Origin of the sequence: uncultured Tateyamaria sp., assembly GCF_947488715.1 — a bacterium.
Classification (GTDB): Bacteria; Pseudomonadota; Alphaproteobacteria; order Rhodobacterales; family Rhodobacteraceae; genus Tateyamaria.
Window position 1 is genome coordinate 114,868 of sequence record NZ_CANLAG010000010.1, and the last position, 17,856, is coordinate 132,723.

At 58.5% G+C, this 17,856-nt stretch carries 19 protein-coding genes; 15 read left to right on the forward strand and 4 right to left on the reverse strand.

Annotation, left to right across the window (positions count from 1 at the left end; all coding sequences use genetic code 11):
- Positions 1-52 precede the first annotated feature (52 nt).
- Both Q0936_RS18560 and Q0936_RS18565 read left to right on the forward strand, forming a co-directional pair.
- Positions 53-1,525 (forward strand): carnitine 3-dehydrogenase, encoded by a 1,473-nt coding sequence (locus tag Q0936_RS18560; RefSeq protein WP_299295639.1) that lies wholly within the window; start codon positions 53-55, stop codon positions 1,523-1,525.
- Positions 1,522-2,268 carry an SDR family oxidoreductase gene (locus tag Q0936_RS18565; protein WP_299295641.1) on the forward strand — a complete coding sequence of 249 codons (747 nt, stop codon included), beginning with the start codon at positions 1,522-1,524 and terminating at the stop codon, positions 2,266-2,268. Before Q0936_RS18560 ends, Q0936_RS18565 begins: the two co-directional genes overlap by 4 nt.
- 75 nt (positions 2,269-2,343) lie before the next feature.
- On the opposite strand, the gene Q0936_RS18570 is transcribed toward Q0936_RS18565, so the two are convergent.
- Positions 2,344-3,207 (reverse strand): helix-turn-helix transcriptional regulator, encoded by an 864-nt coding sequence (locus Q0936_RS18570; RefSeq protein WP_299295643.1) that lies wholly within the window; start codon positions 3,205-3,207, stop codon positions 2,344-2,346.
- A 186-nt stretch (positions 3,208-3,393) separates the two neighbouring features.
- Between Q0936_RS18570 and Q0936_RS18575 the strand changes: the two genes are divergently transcribed.
- Both Q0936_RS18575 and Q0936_RS18580 read left to right on the forward strand, forming a co-directional pair.
- A complete protein-coding gene (locus Q0936_RS18575) occupies positions 3,394-4,248 on the forward strand; it encodes a fatty acid desaturase (RefSeq protein ID WP_299295672.1) in 855 nt (284 codons plus the stop codon).
- Between the two features lie 17 nt (positions 4,249-4,265).
- Positions 4,266-5,168 (forward strand): EamA family transporter, encoded by a 903-nt coding sequence (locus Q0936_RS18580; protein WP_299295645.1) that lies wholly within the window; start codon positions 4,266-4,268, stop codon positions 5,166-5,168.
- 12 nt (positions 5,169-5,180) lie between these two features.
- On the opposite strand, the gene Q0936_RS18585 is transcribed toward Q0936_RS18580, so the two are convergent.
- Together Q0936_RS18585 and Q0936_RS18590 are read right to left on the reverse strand one after the other, a co-directional pair.
- On the reverse strand, positions 5,181-5,885 hold the full coding sequence (locus Q0936_RS18585) for an NUDIX hydrolase (protein WP_299295647.1): 705 nt from the start codon (positions 5,883-5,885) through the stop codon (positions 5,181-5,183).
- 51 nt (positions 5,886-5,936) lie between these two features.
- Entirely contained in the window at positions 5,937-6,344 is a 408-nt protein-coding gene (locus tag Q0936_RS18590; protein ID WP_299146301.1) for a DUF983 domain-containing protein, read from the reverse strand.
- A 200-nt stretch (positions 6,345-6,544) separates the two neighbouring features.
- On the opposite strand from Q0936_RS18590, the gene Q0936_RS18595 reads away from it, so the two are divergent.
- Genes Q0936_RS18595 through Q0936_RS18610 form a run of 4 tightly spaced genes read left to right on the forward strand, consistent with a single transcriptional unit; the run spans position 6,545 to position 8,507 of the window.
- Positions 6,545-6,988, forward strand: a complete 444-nt coding sequence (locus Q0936_RS18595; protein ID WP_299295649.1) for an EF-hand domain-containing protein — start codon at positions 6,545-6,547, stop codon at positions 6,986-6,988.
- A 57-nt stretch (positions 6,989-7,045) separates the two neighbouring features.
- Positions 7,046-7,633, forward strand: a complete 588-nt coding sequence (locus Q0936_RS18600) for an RNA polymerase sigma factor (protein ID WP_299295651.1) — start codon at positions 7,046-7,048, stop codon at positions 7,631-7,633.
- A 5-nt stretch (positions 7,634-7,638) separates the two neighbouring features.
- A complete protein-coding gene (locus Q0936_RS18605) occupies positions 7,639-8,010 on the forward strand; it encodes a hypothetical protein (protein WP_299295653.1) in 372 nt (123 codons plus the stop codon).
- Positions 8,011-8,012: 2 nt separating this feature from the next.
- Positions 8,013-8,507 carry a periplasmic heavy metal sensor gene (locus Q0936_RS18610; RefSeq protein WP_299295655.1) on the forward strand — a complete coding sequence of 165 codons (495 nt, stop codon included), beginning with the start codon at positions 8,013-8,015 and terminating at the stop codon, positions 8,505-8,507.
- 9 nt (positions 8,508-8,516) lie between these two features.
- Here the strand turns inward: Q0936_RS18610 and Q0936_RS18615 are convergent, their stop codons facing one another.
- Positions 8,517-9,917, reverse strand: a complete 1,401-nt coding sequence (locus tag Q0936_RS18615; protein WP_299378345.1) for a diguanylate cyclase — start codon at positions 9,915-9,917, stop codon at positions 8,517-8,519.
- A 94-nt stretch (positions 9,918-10,011) separates the two neighbouring features.
- Between Q0936_RS18615 and Q0936_RS18620 the strand changes: the two genes are divergently transcribed.
- The 7 genes from Q0936_RS18620 to Q0936_RS18650 all read left to right on the forward strand — a co-directional run bounded on the left by Q0936_RS18620 (position 10,012) and on the right by Q0936_RS18650 (position 17,740).
- Complete coding sequence (locus Q0936_RS18620; RefSeq protein WP_299146307.1) at positions 10,012-10,296, forward strand: DUF3572 domain-containing protein; 285 nt, start codon at positions 10,012-10,014, stop codon at positions 10,294-10,296.
- Positions 10,287-11,033 (forward strand): HAD family hydrolase, encoded by a 747-nt coding sequence (locus tag Q0936_RS18625; protein ID WP_299295659.1) that lies wholly within the window; start codon positions 10,287-10,289, stop codon positions 11,031-11,033. Before Q0936_RS18620 ends, Q0936_RS18625 begins: the two co-directional genes overlap by 10 nt.
- An 87-nt stretch (positions 11,034-11,120) precedes the next feature.
- Complete coding sequence (locus Q0936_RS18630; RefSeq protein ID WP_299295662.1) at positions 11,121-12,683, forward strand: trimethylamine methyltransferase family protein; 1,563 nt, start codon at positions 11,121-11,123, stop codon at positions 12,681-12,683.
- 97 nt (positions 12,684-12,780) lie between these two features.
- Positions 12,781-13,368 (forward strand): heme NO-binding domain-containing protein, encoded by a 588-nt coding sequence (locus tag Q0936_RS18635; protein ID WP_299146310.1) that lies wholly within the window; start codon positions 12,781-12,783, stop codon positions 13,366-13,368.
- A gap of 14 nt (positions 13,369-13,382) precedes the next feature.
- Complete coding sequence (locus tag Q0936_RS18640) at positions 13,383-14,402, forward strand: GGDEF domain-containing protein (protein WP_299295665.1); 1,020 nt, start codon at positions 13,383-13,385, stop codon at positions 14,400-14,402.
- 267 nt (positions 14,403-14,669) lie between these two features.
- The gene (locus Q0936_RS18645; protein WP_299295667.1) at positions 14,670-16,667 is read left to right on the forward strand and encodes a hypothetical protein; all 1,998 of its coding nucleotides are present in this window, start codon (positions 14,670-14,672) and stop codon (positions 16,665-16,667) included.
- Complete coding sequence (locus Q0936_RS18650; protein WP_299295669.1) at positions 16,664-17,740, forward strand: transporter substrate-binding domain-containing protein; 1,077 nt, start codon at positions 16,664-16,666, stop codon at positions 17,738-17,740. The genes Q0936_RS18645 and Q0936_RS18650 overlap by 4 nt, the downstream gene beginning before the upstream one ends.
- Positions 17,741-17,856 lie beyond the last annotated feature (116 nt).

The following is a 17,856-nucleotide window of genomic DNA, read 5'->3' on the forward strand; positions in this document are numbered from 1 at the left end:
ATGCAGCCATGGCGGGCTGGCAAGGGCGCTAAATCTTGAAAGGTAAAGACAGATGAAGACGGCAGCAATTATTGGCGGTGGTGTCATCGGGGGTGGATGGGCGGCGCGCTTCCTGCTCAACGGGTGGAACGTGCGAGTGTTTGACCTCGATCCGGACGCCAAAGCCAAATTGGCGCCGGTTCTGATGCAGGCGCGTCGCGCGTTGCCAAGCCTGACAGACGTGGCGTTGCCTGACGAAGGAACGCTGAGCTTTCACAATGAAATGTCGGATGCGGTTGGGGATGCAACCTGGATACAGGAAAGCGTACCCGAACGCCTTGATGTGAAGCACAAAGTTCTGGCCGCGGTGCAGGCATCGTGTCCTGCGGATGCCATCATCGGTTCATCGACAAGTGGGTTCAAACCCAGCGAACTGCAAGACGGCGCGACGCGTCCAGAGCAAATCATGGTCTGTCACCCGTTTAACCCGGTATATCTGATGCCGCTGGTCGAAGTCGTACCGTCACCTGCGACGGATTTTGCATTGGTCGAAAAGGCCGAAGATATCCTGCGATCGTTGGGCCACTACCCCCTGCGCGTCCGCAAGGAGATCGACGCCCACATCGCGGACCGCTTCCTCGAGGCCGTCTGGCGCGAAGCGTTGTGGCTGGTCAAGGACGGGGTCGCCACAACCGAAGAGATAGACGAAGCCATACGCATGGGTTTTGGCATCCGCTGGGCGCAAATGGGTCTGTTTGACACCTATCGCACGGCGGGGGGTGAGGCAGGTATGCGCCATTTCATGGCGCAATTCGGACCCGCGCTGCAGTGGCCGTGGACCAAATTGATGGACGTGCCAGAGTTCACGGACGAGCTGGTGGACCTGATTGCGGGGCAGTCGGATGCGCAATCTGGACACATGACCATTCCGGCGATGCTCAAGGCCCGCGATGACAATTTGGTGGGTATGATGCGCGCGCTCAAGGCCAATGACTGGGGTGCAGGGGCGGTGATGAATGCCCACGATGCGACCCTGCGTGCAGGCACTGTCTTGGATGCGCATGTGGATGATCTCGAAAACGTGTCAGAGCCGCTGCTGACTGTGCGGCGGGCGGTGCCATTGGATTGGACTGACTACAATGGGCATATGAATGAAGCGCGATATTTGCAGGCATTCGGGGATGCGACGGACCGTTTCATGGCGATGATTGGCTGCGACGCGGACTACATCGCGACCGGGGGCAGCTACTTTACCGCCGAAACGCATATTCGGCACATTGATGAGGCGTTGGCAGGCACAATGATTGAAGTGCGGACGCAAGTTTTGGTCGGCGCTGGCAAGAAGTTGCATCTGTTCCATCAGATGTTTGATGGCGCGACGCTGTTGGCGACTGGTGAGCATTTTTTGCTGCACGTCAGCCTTGAGACGCGTCGTCCCACAGATCCGTCTGCGCAAATACTGGCGGCACTGGGACGGGTTGCTGCGGCTCATTCCGCTTTGCCGTTGCCGTCTGGGGCCGGACGCGCTGTGGGTCAACGACCGTGACCCGGGTTCTGATCACTGCTGGTGCGTCAGGTATCGGGTTGGCGATGGGACATGCCTTTGATGCGGCGGGCTATGAGGTTTGGGTAACTGACGTAGATGCGGCGGCGTTGGATCAAGTGCCTGGCACATGGCAGGCGCGATTGTGTGACGCATCTGAGGAGGCGGCGGTGGCAGATGTGATGGCCGAAGCGGGGACACTGGACGTGCTCTGTGCGAATGCGGGCATCGCGGGCCCAACGGATCGCATTGAAGACGTCGCGTTGTCAGATTGGCGCAAATGCGTGTCGGTCAATCTGGAGGGGGCGTTTCTTGCCGCGAAACACGGATTGCCCGCAATGAAGGCGGCGGGCAGGGGCGCTGTTGTTTTCACGTCGTCGACGGCTGGCCTTTATGGGTATCCCAACCGCGCGCCATATGCGGCGGCGAAGTGGGCGGTCATTGGCTTGATGAAAACTGTTGCAATGGAGTCGGGGCCATTTGGGGTGCGCGCAAATGCGATTTGCCCCGGTGCTGTGGAAGGTCCGCGTATGGAAGGCGTCCTTGTTCGGGAAGCGGCGGCCAAGGGGATGTCGCGGGAACAGGTGCGTGACGGCTATGCGGCGGGAACATCCATGCGCAGTTTTGTAGAGGCGTCTGATATTGCGGATATGGCGGTTTTTCTGGGGTCACAAGCGGCGCGGCGGGTGTCCGGTCAGGTGATTGCCGTGGATGGTCACACCGAAAACCCGGATCCGAAGGTTTGAGGGCGTCGGGCGGGACTGTTTGCCTTTGGCAAAGCCGCCCGCCCACCGACCCATTTGAGTGAGATGGAGTTAGGTCTATTCACGGACTAAGCGGCGAAGGCCGTCGAGGTGGTTGGGGATATCACGGGCGGTGAACGCAGCCTGGCGCACCAGTGTGTCGAAGTGCAACGACAGGGTTTCGATCCGTTCGCGATCCCGGAAGGCCATGTAGTGACCCCCTGTATAGATCACAGCGAGAAGCGGCCCAAAGACAGTAATCGGTGCGGAATAGAGTTTGCGTGCGTCGAACAGGTATAGTCGCAAGCGTGGGTATAGCTGGGTGGTTAGCGCGTGCAGATGGTCGAGTTGTTCGGTGCGGATCGAGGCGGGCAAGTCGTCGTAGTACCCGGTGCCTTTGGCAAAGCAGTATAGCTCGTGCAGGGGCAGGGCGATTTCGTAGTCTGACTGCGCGCTGCGCATCCAGTTCAAGCGGTCACGTGAGGCGTTGATGGCCTGAACTGTTGTGCGCCCGAGATGTGGTCGATATTCCCAAGCGAGCATTTCGTTGGTTTTCAGCATGTCTGGCAAGCCCGCCGGGACATGTCGAATTTTGTATCCGGCCGCCTCCTGGTGCCAACCAAAAATGCGTTCATCGACCAGAGCGCGTGGGGCTTCGTTCAGTTGAAGTGCAGCCGCCGTCAGAGCTGCGGCGCTTTCAGGGCGATCTGATAGCCCGAGCAGCCAGTCGGCCGACACACCAAGAGCCTGCGCGCACCCTCCGACCACGTGCGCGCCGGGCAGGCGGGCATCATGTCCTGTTAACGCCTGGCTGATCGTGGACCGGTCTGTGCCGATCTGGCGCGCGAGCGCGCTTTGCGACATGTTCCGATCCTGCATGGCCCGCGCCAAACGCAGGCGAAATTGCGTAGCACGGTCACGTTTGTCGACTTTATCCATCATCCTGTGACCAATATCGCAAGCTGAGGGTGTTGTTAACAACGTTCAGAATTCCCGTGGTCGCAACCGTCACGCTAGCGTGGCGCCATGTTCCAACCAGCATCGCCCCATCACAAGTCGACCTCACGTGCGACCAGACATGTGCCAAGCACGCGGCCATTTGCTGTAGAGTGGGTGACGCTCTTGCTCATGGGCCTGTGTTTCGGTTTCTGGTTTGCCGCGGTTTGGCTCTTGCCCGTGGTATCCTTGTTCTTTTCGTGCGTCGTTTTGACATTGGCGTTAGTGCTGCACGCCTCGCTGACACATGAGGTTTTGCACGGTCACCCGTTCCCGTCGCAGCGGTTGAGCGAAGCGTTGGTCGTCATCAATCCGGGGCTCTTTGTGCCATACCTGCGTTTTCGCGACACGCATCTGGCGCACCACCAGGACGCCAACCTGACGGATCCGTATGATGATCCCGAAAGCAATTACGTCGATCCGGTGGTTTGGTGTGCGTTGCCACGTTGGGTGCAGCTACTGCTCAGGTTTAACAACACACTGGCTGGTCGCATGGCTATTGGACCGGCGGTGGGGATGTTTGTGTTTGTGCGGGCTGACATACGCGCAATCCGGGCGGGCGACCGGCAAGTGATGCTGGGGTGGGCGCCGCATGTGCCGGGGCTGTGCGTCGTGCTGTATGGCGCTGCCCTGTCGCCGATGCCGGTGTGGCTCTATGTTTTGGCGGCCTATTTTGCACTGTCTGTCCTCAAGATACGGACCTTTCTGGAGCATCAGGCACACGAAAAAGCGCGCGGCCGCACCGTAATCATCGAAGATCGCGGCCTGTTGGCGTTCCTGTTTTTGAACAACAATTTCCATGTAGTGCATCACATGCACCCGCGCGTCCCGTGGTACCGTTTGCCTGCGCTCTACCGCGCACATTCGGCACGTTATCTCGCCTGCAACGAAGGCTATCGCTACCAATCTTATGCCGAGGTTTTTGCCCGCCATTTCTGGCGTGCCAAGGACAGTGTGGCACATCCGCTCTGGTCCTCCGACGACTGATACCGGATAGAAGGGCCATGACCCTCTGGATTCCGATCACACTGGCTGCGGCGTTTTTCCAAACGCTGCGCTTTATGTTGCAACGGCAGTTGTCGCTGGGCAGCTTGAGTGCAACAGGCGCAACTCTGGCCCGTTTTCTGTACTCGGCACCGCTCGTCGCCGTGTTGATCACAGTCTACATGACAGCCACCGCGCAGGCGTGGCCGGATTTTGGGGGCGCGCTTTTTGGCTATGGCGCAATGGGTGGGCTCGCGCAGATCCTTGCCACGGTCGCGACGGTACGTCTGTTTCAAGCCCGCAATTTTGCAGTCGGCATCACATTCAAGAAGACCGAAGTGATGCAAGCCGTCCTCGTGGGGTGGGTCCTTTTGGGTGACAGTGTGAGTGGTCTGGGTTTGCTCGCGATCGGGCTGGGCCTTGTGGGTGTCGTCTTGCTGTCCGTGCCATCCGATGCGCGTGGTTTCAGATGGCGCGATATGGCCAACCCTTCGGCGGGGCTTGGTTTGGTCGCCGGGCTGCTCTTTGCGGTATCTGGCGTCTGTTACCGTGGCGCGTCACTGAGCCTGGGCATGGAAGATCCGCTCGCCCGCGCTGGCGTGACCTTGGCGGTTGTGACGGCGATGCAAACGGTTGCCATGTTGATCTGGCTGCGCTTGCGCGATCCGGGTCAGGTGAGCGCCGTGTGGCGGGCCCGGCGTGTGGCCGTCTGGGTTGGGTTGATGTCGATGGCCGGTTCGTTCTGCTGGTTTACTGCGTTTACCTTGCAGAACGCGGCATATGTGAACGCGGTGGGGCAGGTCGAATTGATCCTGAGCGCACTGGCATCGGTGTTGGTGTTTCGCGAGGCGGTGAGTGGTCGGGAATGGATCGGGATTGCAGTATTGCTGGCGTCCATTCTCTTGCTGATTGCCGTGATTTGAGGCCCGCGTTTATCAATCTTCCGGCAAGCGCCCTCTGAGTCGCAGAAACAGGCTTTCTTCTTCGTTGTTTTTGAAAAACGGCACACTCTTGGGCGGGTGTGGGTCCGTGACACGCGCGGCGATTTCGCTCAGCACCACTTCGGTAATGAACGGCATATCAAATGCGCGCACGTCGTCCAGCGCGACCCATTGCAAATGCGAAAGCTCGTCCGAGGCCGCGGAAAAGTCGTCGGGATCCGAGGCCAGCACGTCCGCGTCAAACAAAAAAAACCGCGCATCAAACCGGCGTGGTCGACCAGGTGGTGTTAAGGCCCGGAATACAAATTGCAGCGGTGCGGCATGTGGCCGGTGACCGGTCGCCGCAAAGTCGTGCCAGTCCGTCGGCGGGTTGGACCAGTGGCCCGGATGACCAAGAACTTGACCTGTCTCTTCGAACAATTCCCGAATGGCGGCCGCGGCGAGCGCGGTGCCCATGCCGGGACTGCTGTCATCCGCCAAACGGTCAGCATCGGGATCCGAAAGCGGCGTGGCCAAGGGAATGTCGTGATCACCAATGTCAACAGCACCGCCCGGAAAGACGAATTTGTTCGGCATAAATACGGCTTTTGCACCGCGTTGACCCATAAGCACACGGGGTGTTGTGTGCCTATCACGTAGGGCAATCACCGTTGCGGCATTGCGAATGGCCGTTTTGTCGACTGGAGCGTGATCTTGCATATTGGCCTTTCGACGTAGCGTCTTGCGTCGGTCCAGGCCGGGCAGGCGACTTTAGCCTTCCTGAGCAAAACCGCCCATACCACGTGCCCACTGAAACCCGACAATGGCCCCTTTGAGCCTTGGCAAAAGATAGAGTGACAGACCCACGCAGCCAACTGCAAAAATCGTAAACAGCACGAGAGGTTCAGGGCGCCAGGTGACGAAAACGATGTGCAACAGTGGGGCCATCAGGTGTCCCACCAACAGGATGGTCAGATAGGCTGGTCCATCATCGGCACGGTTGTGCGAATAGTCCAGCTTGCAAACCGGGCAGCTGCTGGCAACTTTCAGATAGCCTTTGAGCAGGCGACCCTGGCCACATCTCGGGCATTTGTTCCGCCACCCGCGCCACAGGGCTGGGCGCACGGGTCGTTGCGTGTCTGTCTCTGTGGACAGGTTTGTTTCGGTTTGGGTTTGCATGGTGGTGGGCCTTCTTTGCCAGTGAGGCCAAGATGGGGTGCGCGTTGTGGAAACGGAATGGCGCAATCTGTCCTTGCGTCCCGATGTCGCGCTGGCGCTCCCCAAACTTTTTTCGACGGAAACGCCATCGGGCTTCGTTTCATCTGTACTCGGCGCAGAAAACAACGATGCGCCATGAGGCAAATGAACGGAGTAACACAATGAAACGTATCACACTTATCGCAGCCATCACCGCAGCTGCAGTTGGCATTTCGACCGTGGCCAGCATGGCGGCAGGGCGCGGACCGGACTTTGCGACGCTCGACGCAGACAGCAACGGGGAGATCACTCTCGCAGAGCTCGAGAATGCAGGCCAGGCCCGTTTTGCCCGTGCAGACGCAGATGGCGACGGGTTTCTGACTGAGGCTGAACTGGTGGCTGCGGCTGAAAACCGCGCAAGTGACCGTGCCGCGAAAATGATCGAACGGATGGATGCCAATGACGACGGCAAGCTGTCGGCGGACGAGCTGAAACACCCACGCCGCAACCCCGCCCGGTTCTTTGACCGCATGGACGCCGACAATAGCGGCGGCATCAGTGCCGAAGAGTTCGAAGAGGCCCGTGCCAAAATGGGTGCGCGTCACGGCGGCAAACGCAAGAACTGATCGCGCAGTGTGTCTCGTCTCTTGCAATGAGAGGCGAGGCATGGATACCGGGCTTTGATGGATATGCCGCTTGATATGGACGCACAAACCGAGGATGCCGTGCTTTTGGCACGCTTCGCCCGTGGAGACGCCAGTGCAGCCCGCACCTTGACGTTGCGACTGGTGCCGCGCGCCTTTGCGCAGGCGATGCGTTTGCTGGGCGATCAAGCGGCGGCGGAGGATGTGGCGCAAGAAGCGATGTTGCGGCTGTGGCGTGTTGCGCCGGAGTGGCGGGACGGTGAGGCAAAGGTGACCACATGGCTGTACCGAGTCGTAGCCAACCTGTGCATGGACCGGCTGCGCAAACGGCCCAAGGCGCCTGCTGCGCTGGACGATGTGGCCGACCCGGCGGACCCTGCACCCAGTGCGGAAGCTCAGTTACAAACGCAGGCGCGCAATGATGCTGTACGTCGTGCGCTTGCGGATTTGCCTGAACGCCAAAGGTTGGCGGTTGTGCTGCGCCACTTTGAAGGCGCATCCAATCCGCAAATTGCTGAGCAGTTGGGGATCAGCACCGAAGCGGTCGAGAGCCTGACGGCACGCGGCAAACGCGCATTGGCCAAAGCGCTGAAAGGGCAGGTTGCTGCCCTTGGATACGAAGGATGATGGACATGACACCAAAGCGCCCCTCGGATGAAAATGTGGATGCCTGGCTGGACGAGGCGCTGGGCGAATTGGGCCGTACGCCCGTTGGCGCGCCTTCAGACGATTTGATGTCGCGTGTGCTTGGTGATGCGATGTCTGAAATGCCCGCACCCGGCGGGCCAGCTCCACTTCGATCAGCACTGCGCCAGATTTTGCAAGGTTTGGGCGGTTGGCCTGCACTTGGCGGTCTTGCGGCTGCCGCGGCGACCGGCTTCATCGTTGGTTTGGGGGCGCTTGGCACGTCGGCGGATGCGATGGCGTGGCCATTTGGTTATGATGCACTGTACCAGGACCAGTCGGGCCTCGATGCCTTTGGCTGGGACTTTGAAGAGGGTTGAGCATGGAACATGCCGAAAAAACAAAGCGCTGCCCGATGTGGGTAAAGCTATTGCTGGGCGTATCACTCGCTTTGAACCTGGCCGTTGTTGGTCTGGTGGCGGGCATGGTTTTGCGCGGCGGTCCCTTGGGCGGGAAAGGGCCGGTGGCTATGGGATATGCCACCCCCTACGTCATTGCACTGCCACGGGACTTGCGCCGCGGAGTGTTCAACGGAATCCGCCGCGACAAAACGTTGCCCGACCGCAAAGCGCGCCGCGCCGATTATCAGGCGATGGTGGCCGTGTTGCGCGCCACGCCGCTGGACACAGCCGCCGTAGAGGATTTGTTGCGCAAACAGGCGGACGCCGTGACGCGCGTGCAAGCGCGTGGGCAAACGGCTTGGCTTGAGGCTGTCGCGGGGATGAGTGATATAGAGCGCGCCGCTTATGCCGACAGGATCGAAGAGGTTCTGCGCCGTGGCGGCCACCGCAAAAAAGGTGGTCAGCCAAAGGACTAGGCGCTTCGGTTAGGCAGCGGGACGGCTGAGCGTGACCCTGTTACGCCCATCGGCCTTTGCCGCATAGAGCGCCTTATCCGCCCGGTCCAACAGTGTTTCTGGCGGGCTTGGTACGCCTTTTGCACCCGTAGGCGCGGGGTCGCAGACTGTCATTCCAATCGAAATTGTGGCGTTCACCGCAGTGGCAGCCTGACCCGGCACGTCAAAGGGGGTGTCACGGACAATTCGGCACAGCCGTTGGGCCGCGTTTTTGGCATCAGCCAAACCCGCGCCAGGCATGACGATCAGGAATTCCTCGCCGCCAATCCGGGCGACCATATCCACGGCGCGCATGTTCTCGCGCAACCGTTGCGCCGTTTCGACCAATACGGCGTCACCTGCCGCGTGCCCAAAGGTATCGTTGATCCGCTTGAAGTGGTCCATATCGGCAACCATCACGGCAAAGGGCTTGCCCGACCGGACGGCCCGTTCGGCGATACGGGCCAGATGGGGCATGGCATAGCGGCGGTTATGCAGACCGGTCAAAGGGTCGATCAGTGCGGCCTCGATGCCTGTACGCACCGTGTCACGGAGCGCATCGCTCACGCGCTTTCGGGCCAAAAGGGTTTCTAGTCGCAGCGCCACTTCGGACGAGTCGCGGTGAAATGCCATGACGTCATTGGCGCCCATATCCAACATTTGCGCACCCAGCTTGCAGTCCGGCTCGACCTGAACCACCAGAATGGCGCTGTGCCGCGTGTCGGCGTTGCTGCGAATGGTCGCGAGAAGCCCCAGCATGTCGCCGCGCGCTTCGGGTTCGACCAGCAGGATAAACCCGTCGGGAACGTTTGCGTCATCGTGCCGTTCCACTGCCGCGGCTGGCGTACACCGGCTCAGGGACGCGCGAACGGTTTCCGCCAGAGTTGGATGCCAACTGTCCAGGCAGGCCTGATCCTGCGCGACGATGCGAACGGTCTGAGCGCCCGCGAATTGCGCATTTGGTTCTGCAAATCCAAGCGCCCGTGATGTGCCGTCCCGCAGCTTCCATTCCGTCGCAGAGGCGAATGCGCGGATCACACTCCGCACTCGCGCCAAGAGAAAGCTGTCGTCGATGGGTTTCTCGAGAACGTCTTCGATCCCCGCACCAAGGAGCTTGAGCCGCGATTTGATGTCACAATCGGTGCCCAACACAATCACTGGCACCTTGCCCTGCAGCCCCGCCTTGCGCAGTCGTGCCATAAGGCGCAAGGGCCCGCCGTCGGGCAACGTGTCGGCGCACAGGATCATGTCCGGCACTGTTGCGCCCAAAACCCGCATCGCGTCCCCGATACTGCCCGCCTGCACCATGTCGTAGTGGCTGGCTGCCAATTTCACCCGCAGGACAATGCGGTTGGTGGCGATGGGATCAACAACGAGGATCTTGCCGTGCATCGACATTTCCAATTCGTAACAAATAACGTGTATTCGGTTTTTGTTGGTTTAGGTTAACAAAGGGTTTCCAAATCGCCGCGAAGGGGTGTTTGTGATGTCGATGGGGCGAGAATCCGCCGAAGTCGTGGGTTTACGGGCTTTGGCCTGGATGGCGGGCAACGAAGAGTTGCTGCCTGTTTTTCTTGGTGCAACGGGTGCAAATGAGGCGGATGTGCGCAGTGGCGCGACGGATCCTGCGTTCCTGGGGGCGTTGTTGGACTTTGTTATGATGGACGACCAATGGGTCACCGCGTTTTGCGATGCTCAGGGGCTGGCCTATGACGCGCCGATGCGCGCACGTGCTGCCTTGCCCGGTGGGGAGCAGACGCATTGGACCTGAACGCAGGGGCACCCGTGCTTGGCATCATCTTTGACAAGGACGGCACGCTTTTCGATTTCGGGACGACGTGGGAGGCATGGGCGGCCGGATTTCTCAGGCGGGCTGCACATGGTGATCATGCCCGTGCTGACCGAATGGCCGAAGCGATTGGGTTTGACATCACGAAGCGCCGTTTTCGTCGCGACAGCGTTGTGATTGCCGGCACTCCTGATGAAGTTGCGACAGCTCTTATGCCGCATTTTCCTGAAACCTCTCATGCAGGCGTCTTGACCCTGTTGAACGACGAGGCCGCACTAGCGCCCCAAGCCGAGGCAGTGCCGCTCGTGCCATTTCTAACCGGTTTGCGCCAACGCGGGATCAAGCTGGGCGTTGCGACGAATGATGCCGAGACACCAGCGCGGGCGCATTTGAACGCTGCGGAGGTTGTGCCGTTTTTTGATTTCATTGCGGGGTCAGACAGTGGATTTGGCGGCAAGCCTGAACCCGGACAACTGATGGGCTTCTGCGCCGCGACAGGGTTGGACCCGGAAACCGTGATCATGGTCGGCGACAGCCTGCACGATTTGCGCGCCGGTCGCGCTGCGGGCATGCGGACCGTGGGTGTTCTGACGGGGCTTGCGGATACCGATGATCTTGCACCGCACGCGACCGTCGTCTTGTCCGACATTGGGGGCATCCCCGCGTGGATTGATAGCTTGGCGGTTGGTTCAGGCGTTCAAACGCCGCTTCTTCCTTAGAAAACGACACAAGCCGTCGCAAACGGAGATGTACGGGCGGTGGTGCTGCGTTGAGGGTTGGATTACCAGCAATGCGGAGGACAGGCCATGAGCGGGACAGACGCGAAACGCAGAACGCGCGGCGGGGGGCGGGCAGGTGCCGCAGCCCGCCGCGGAGGTGCCGTGATCGAACAGATGGCCTGGAACCCGCCCATTATGACAGACCCACCCGTGGAGCCTCTGACGCCCGAAGGCGTTGAGGCCATCCATGACGGCGCCATGCGCATCCTCGAAGAGATCGGCGTTCAGTTTCTGAACAAAGAAGCCCTGGGGATTCTGCGGGAGGCCGGGTGTCAGATTGATGGCGACATCGTGCGCATGGATCGCCATTGGGTGATGGAGATGATCGCAAAGGCGCCATCAGAATTTACCCTGACGCCCCGCAACATCGATCGAAAGATCACGATTGGCGGCAATCATCTCACGTTCGGCAATGTCTCTTCGCCTCCGAACTACTGGGACATGGCCATTGGCACCAAGGTTCCGGGCAATCGCAAGATGTGTCAGGACCTTTTGAAACTGACGCAATATTTCAACTGCATCCACTTTGCGGGCGGTTACCCGGTCGAACCCGTTGATATTCACGCCAGCGTGCGGCACCTGGATGTTGTCTATGACAAGCTGACGCTGACCGACAAGGTCATGCACGCCTACAGCTTGGGCAAAGAACGTGTCGAAGACGTTATGGAAATGGTGCGGATTGCGGGCGGGCTGACACATGAAGAATTCGACGCCAGCCCGCGGATGTATACAAACATCAATTCGACCTCCCCTTTGAAACACGACCACCCCATGATCGACGGATGTTTGCGGATGGTTCGTCGTGGGCAGGCTGTTGTGGTCACGCCGTTTACTCTGGCGGGAGCAATGGCACCTGTCACGATGGCGGGCGCGGTGGCGCAGTCCATTGCCGAAGGTCTGTGTGCCATTGCGCTCTTCCAATATGTCCGGCCCGGCGCGCCCTGTGCGATTGGCACATTCACCTCCAATGTCGATATGAAAACGGGTGCGCCCGCATTTGGCACCCCGGAATACATGCGTGCCACGCAAATGACCGGGCAATTGGCACGGTTCTATGGCCTGCCGATGCGATCATCCGGCGTCTGCGCGGCAAACGTCCCCGATGGGCAGGCGATGTGGGAGACCTCGAACAGCCTTTGGGCTGCGGTGCAGTCCGGGACCAACATGGTGTACCACGCGGCTGGTTGGCTCGAAGGTGGCTTGATCGCCAGCCCTGAGAAATTCATCATGGATTGCGAAATCTTGCAGCAAATTCAAAGGTATCTTGACCCAGCCATCACGGGAACCGGTCCAGATGATATTGCGCTTGATGCGATCAAGGCTGTTGGCAACGAAGGACACTTCTTTGGCATCCAGCACACGCAGGACCGCTACACGACGGCGTTTTATCAGCCGTTCCTGAGCGACTGGAAGAACTACGAAGGCTGGGAAGCCGCAGGCGGGGTCTGGACACAGGAACGCGCACACCGGATGTTCAAGGATATCGTGGCACAATTCGAAGCGCCGCCCATGGACACGGCAGTTCGCGAAGAGCTGGAAGCCTTTGTTGCGCGCCGCAAAGAAGAAGGCGGAGCGCCCACTGATTTCTGAGCCAAACTGCCCCAACAAATAGAACACATTTTATCTGTTATCAGATTCTTTAGGGCTACACGCGCAAGGTGCAGGTGTGGAACTGGGATAGATTAAGATGCATGGTCTCATAAATCGGGCAGTACAGTGTTTCGTCACTGACAGTTACGGCAGTGACAAGTGGGTTGAGGCAACCCGCGTTGCCGATTTGTCCTTCGTCGAGTTCGAGGCGATGTTGGTCTATGATGACGACATGACCCCGCGTTTGCTGGATGCTGTGAGCAAGGTGCTTGGTCGCCCCCGTGATGAGGTGATGGAGGACATAGGAACTTACCTTGTGTCTCATCCCAACGTAGAGGCGTTGCGACGTCTTTTGCGGTTCGGTGGCGTCAGTTTTGTCGAATTCCTGCACTCTTTGGATGATCTGCCGGACCGCGCACGGCTTGCCGTTTCGGATCTGAATTTGCCACGGATCGAATTACGAGACCATTCGCCCAGTCAGTTCAGCCTCATCTGCGAAAGCCCCGTCGCGGGTTACGGCCATGTCATGATGGGTGTGCTGCGCGCTATGGCGGATGACTATGGTGCCTTGGCTCTGCTGGAACACACTGGCGCGGGCCAGGGCAAAGAGACGATCAGCATCACCCTGATTGAAACAGAGTTTGCGGAAGGTCGCACATTTGACCTTGGCGCGCGTGCAGGATGAGCGGGGTCGCACATATGCAAGAGACGATGGATATCCTGTGCCCGATGCACGTTGTCTTGTCGCGCACAGGGCACGTAATTCATGCCGGTCCGACCGTTCAGAAACTGCGTCCGGGCACAGCGATGATGGGCCGGCGGTTCCTTGAGATTTTTGATCTCAAACGCCCGCGTGCGATTACGAATATGGATGGCCTGCGGTCAATTGCAGGCACCAAGCTGCACCTGCAACTGCGGGATGCACCCAACACCGAGATTAAGGGCGTTTTGGTGCCGGGACCGGGCGATGGTGAGTGCATTGTCAACTTGTCCTTCGGCATTTCAGTTGTGGATGCGGTGACCGAATATGCTTTGACGAGTGCGGATTTCGCGGCGACGGACCTGACCATTGAAATGCTGTATCTGGTCGAAGCCAAATCTGCCGCTATGGATGCATCGCGAAAACTGAACTTGCGTTTGCAGGGGGCTATGATCGCCGCCGAAGAGCAGGCGTTTACCGACACATTGACGGGCTTGAAAAACCGTCGCGCGATGGACCATGTGTTGGCCCGCCACGCACAATGGGAGACGCGTTTTGGGTTGATGCAGGTCGACCTGGATTGGTTCAAGGCCGTTAATGATACGCTCGGCCACGCTGCGGGCGATCATGTGTTGCAAACAGTTGCGCGGGTCATGGTCGAAGAAACCCGTGAGACCGACACGGTCTGTAGGGTTGGCGGCGACGAATTCGTTATCATTCTGCCATATGCCAAAGGGTCCGACGCGATGGAGAGCATTGCCTTGCGGATCATCGAAAGGCTGACGCGCCCCATTCCGTTCCAGGGCGAAATCTGCCAAATTTCCGCCAGCATTGGTACCGCCATCTATGAGCCGGAAAGCGGTGAGACCATGGCGCAGGTTCTCGATAACGCGGATGTAGCGCTGTACGCGTCCAAACATGGTGGTCGCGGACGTCAAACCGTCTATACCGAGGCGCTGCGTACACAGTCGCAAAACCTTGCACCACCTACAGGCCGCCCCACAGTGGACAGCGACTAGGGAAGGGTCTGCGGGGACCTGGCAAGTACGTCAACACCGCCGCAGATCAACGCTGCGTTGAATTTTCTCGCCAAACGTGTTAGCGATTTAGAATTATTTTTCTAAATCGGTTTGTGCCATGTCAAAATTTATCCACCTTTTCTTCGTGTTTGCCATAGCTGTGGGGGCAGGCACGTTTGCGCCTGCTGATGATCACCCTCCGTATGCGGGCCCTTGCAATCCTGAGGTCAGCAGCTGCCTTTAGGGGCAAGTGCTTGATCGCAAAAGATGAATTCGTTGATCTTCGCGGGGGTCGTAATCGCTGGCGCGGTGACGCTGATGATCGAAGCGTATCGCAATTATAACTCTTCGCTGACGTCTATCCCATTCAAGGAACACCCCATCCTCCAAAATGTGGAGGTGGCCAAACTCTGTACGCCGCGTGAAAAGAACATCGGGTTTCTGTTCTATTCGCTGTTGTATCTCGTGACTTATGTGGTCGTTCTTAGCTCGACAGAGATCTACGAATTGGTGGCGCAAGCTGCGGCTTCAAACTCGGAAATCGGACCAACCGATGACATCATCGGCGCCGGCCAAGACCCCCTCAACCTGTTGAATACGCAATATGGCAAGCCAATCTTCATTTCGGCAGCCATCATCTCAATTTTTTCGATAGGGGCCTTGCGACCGGTGGAGAGTACAATGCGCTCTCTTGCACATCGGCTGGCGGGCGTGCCGCGCGGCGTCTACGCCGTGATCGAAGAACTGCACGCCATTCCGTTCGAAGCCTTTGATGTAGATTGCCAAAAACCGCTTTCGGACATGTTCCTTGAGAACGCCGAGGCGACATTTCAGGGCAGCTACGACAAAAGCCAGATACCGTCGATCATGAGCTCGCTGCGCACCATCGACTATCTCGCGCCTGCTATCACGGGCAAACAGCGCATCCAGCATTTTCGGTTCAGCCAGCTGTCGACGATGAGTGAACTGTCTGCGCGGCTGGAGTTGGACGTCGAAAACCTCAAGGATTTGCTCAAGGTCAAATTGTCGGACGATGCCTCGGAACGCAAAAAGATGTTCGACGCAGCCAATGCAGTTGCCAATGATACAATCGCTCTCTTTGCCGTGCATTTCCTGCGCAACAACCGCGCGATCAAGAACATGGACGACAAAAGCGCAATTGGCCTGATCAATGAAAGGATCAAACGCACATACCGCGTTGAATTGAACTCCTTCGCGATGGGGCTTTTGTTTTCGATGATCGCAATCCCAGTGGCCTATGCTGTCATCCTGACATGGAACGTGGCCGCGTCGCCAATTTCGCCGAAACTGGTTCAATCGGATGTAAGAACCGCCATCGAGGCGCGGCAGTTGCCTGCATCTTTTCAAGCGCGTTGCCTGGCCTCTGCAACCGAAGAACTGCCGTTTGACCGATACGATCCGGAGCTCTGGGGTCTGCTGTTGCAGTCTTCATCGCCGACGCCGTTTGATCTGAACCGGGTGCAGCCCGCAAATGCTGCAGGTCAGGACGCTGGTGTCGCACAAACACCCGAAGAGGGCCGCGCCGAACGTGCGGCCGCCCGTAATTGCGCGACGATCTGGCGCAATGTGATCAAGACCAAAACCGCCGAGCGTCGACAGAAGATACTGGCGCTGTCATTCTGGTGGTTCGTTGCGGTTTTCTGTTCGACGGCACTCGCAGCCATTACCGCGATCTTTGGTCGCGAAGTGCGAAAGGAAGACAATTCCTGGCCCGATTGGAACCTGCATCGCATACCGTTTCTGCGCCTGTTTTCGATGGCGCTGATACCTGCGCTCGTGGCTGTGTTGGGTGTTTTCATCGGCTCTTTTATGGAATTTTGGGTCAAGACCGGTTTCGACGCGACCGAAAACCAGATCCAGTTCTTTCTGAACAGCAAATGGGCGTTTTTCGTAATGCATGCGGGTCTCGGGTTCCTTGTGGCGATTGCCGTCTTGATCCTGACGGACCAGCACGATCAGTTGAGTGCCGTTTGGACAGTGACGATCGGCGTGTTCTTTTCGGTGCTGGTCTTGGGGTGGTACTATTTGACCATCGTGGCCAGCTATCCACCCAGTTTTGTACGGCCAACGCCAGATGACTTTCCTATCAACTTCGAGATGAGGGAAGCGTTGGTCTATGGCGTTCAGCCATTCTTTTTCATCATTTTCTTCGCAATGTTCCTTGAAGTGACCGAAGAGAGTTTCGCCGAGAAGCGCAAACGCAAGCGGGCACGGATGCAAAGCACAAAGGGGGCTGCGACATGAGACATTTTGCGTGCGCGGCACTTTGTGCTCTGGCGTGGTTCACGGCGCCGCTGTGGGCAGAAGAGCAGCAGAAATCCCCCGGGACGGATGCTGAGGCTCCGACTTTGCGCATCGGGGTTCGGTCTCATGCAAGGCCGTTTTCGTACAAATCGACGCGTGCGCCGCAGGGGTTGTCGATTTCAACAGGTGCAGGCCCCATCCGGGCTGAGGGTTACGACGGCTACCTTGTCTATGTGTGCGACGAGGTTCTCAAACAGATGTTGATCAATCAGAGCGACGCACCGCCGCTTGATGCCAGTCAGATCCAGGTTGAAGACATGGATGCGCTGGTCGCGGCAGAACGCGCGCGTTATCCAGATGCGCAATTTGAATTTGATCGCCTTGATCTGTTGGGAGGCAAAATCGACATCTTGTGTGATCCCGCCACGATCAACGCGGAGCGGGTCAAGCGATTTGCGGTGTCGCCGCCGTTGTTTATCGCAGGCATCGGGTATCTGACCCTTAAGGACGCAGTGCCGCCACGCTCAGCCTGCCGCGCGGACCACGCATTGATCGGTTTTGTTGGCGCCACGAATGCCGCCAGTTCGGGTATCCGAACCATCGTGAACGCGGGTGAGTGGCGCAACGTCAAGGACAGCGTCACAGCCGCCTTGCGCGACACCGGACCGGGCAGTGGCGTTTGTCCTCCGCCTGCCGGAATTGATGGTGCTGGTGGGCTATTCTATGCGGGCCATGACCATGACGAGGTCGCCAAGCGGTTCTGCCGCGGCGAAGTGACGTACTATGTTGGTGATCTCGAAATCATCACGGAACACGCGCGCTCTGTCCCAGGTTGCGAATTTACCAGTGGCGCGCGCAGTTTCACCACAGACCGCTATGCGATCTTTTCCAAGATTGACTACAATGCGGACACGCCCAAAGCGCAGTTGATCAGTCGGTTTTACGAGGTGCTGAACCGTGAAATCGCAACATCTGCATCACTGCTCGACCGTGCGTTTATCGCGACATTCGGTGAAACACCCAAAAGTCAGAAGCTGGAGTTGTTTTTTTGGGCGATGCGCGGGCCACCTTAGGGTCAGGACCCATTGATTTCCGCTTATTGTGGTGATTCGCGATTCACAAACGAGCGGTTAGTATGTCTGATCTTTTCTGGTTGAGCGACGCGCAGATGGCGCGCCTTGAGCCCTTC

Excerpts from the sequence above, each read along its gene's own strand:
- Q0936_RS18605 (WP_299295653.1), top strand. The coding sequence starts at position 7,639 with ATGACACCAAAGCGCCCCTCGGATGAAAATGTGGATGCCTGGCTGGAC.
- Q0936_RS18575 (WP_299295672.1), top strand. The coding sequence starts at position 3,394 with ATGGGCCTGTGTTTCGGTTTCTGGTTTGCCGCGGTTTGGCTCTTGCCC.
- Q0936_RS18560 (WP_299295639.1), top strand. The coding sequence starts at position 53 with ATGAAGACGGCAGCAATTATTGGCGGTGGTGTCATCGGGGGTGGATGG.
- Q0936_RS18635 (WP_299146310.1), top strand. The coding sequence starts at position 12,781 with ATGCATGGTCTCATAAATCGGGCAGTACAGTGTTTCGTCACTGACAGT.
- Q0936_RS18570 (WP_299295643.1), bottom strand. The coding sequence starts at position 3,207 with ATGATGGATAAAGTCGACAAACGTGACCGTGCTACGCAATTTCGCCTG.
- Q0936_RS18640 (WP_299295665.1), top strand. The coding sequence starts at position 13,383 with ATGCAAGAGACGATGGATATCCTGTGCCCGATGCACGTTGTCTTGTCG.
- Q0936_RS18580 (WP_299295645.1), top strand. The coding sequence starts at position 4,266 with ATGACCCTCTGGATTCCGATCACACTGGCTGCGGCGTTTTTCCAAACG.
- Q0936_RS18610 (WP_299295655.1), top strand. The coding sequence starts at position 8,013 with ATGGAACATGCCGAAAAAACAAAGCGCTGCCCGATGTGGGTAAAGCTA.
- Q0936_RS18595 (WP_299295649.1), top strand. The coding sequence starts at position 6,545 with ATGAAACGTATCACACTTATCGCAGCCATCACCGCAGCTGCAGTTGGC.
- Q0936_RS18585 (WP_299295647.1), bottom strand. The coding sequence starts at position 5,885 with ATGCAAGATCACGCTCCAGTCGACAAAACGGCCATTCGCAATGCCGCA.
- Q0936_RS18630 (WP_299295662.1), top strand. The coding sequence starts at position 11,121 with ATGAGCGGGACAGACGCGAAACGCAGAACGCGCGGCGGGGGGCGGGCA.
- Q0936_RS18590 (WP_299146301.1), bottom strand. The coding sequence starts at position 6,344 with ATGCAAACCCAAACCGAAACAAACCTGTCCACAGAGACAGACACGCAA.
- Q0936_RS18600 (WP_299295651.1), top strand. The coding sequence starts at position 7,046 with ATGGATATGCCGCTTGATATGGACGCACAAACCGAGGATGCCGTGCTT.
- Q0936_RS18615 (WP_299378345.1), bottom strand. The coding sequence starts at position 9,917 with ATGCACGGCAAGATCCTCGTTGTTGATCCCATCGCCACCAACCGCATT.
- Q0936_RS18620 (WP_299146307.1), top strand. The coding sequence starts at position 10,012 with ATGTCGATGGGGCGAGAATCCGCCGAAGTCGTGGGTTTACGGGCTTTG.
- Q0936_RS18650 (WP_299295669.1), top strand. The coding sequence starts at position 16,664 with ATGAGACATTTTGCGTGCGCGGCACTTTGTGCTCTGGCGTGGTTCACG.
- Q0936_RS18645 (WP_299295667.1), top strand. The coding sequence starts at position 14,670 with ATGAATTCGTTGATCTTCGCGGGGGTCGTAATCGCTGGCGCGGTGACG.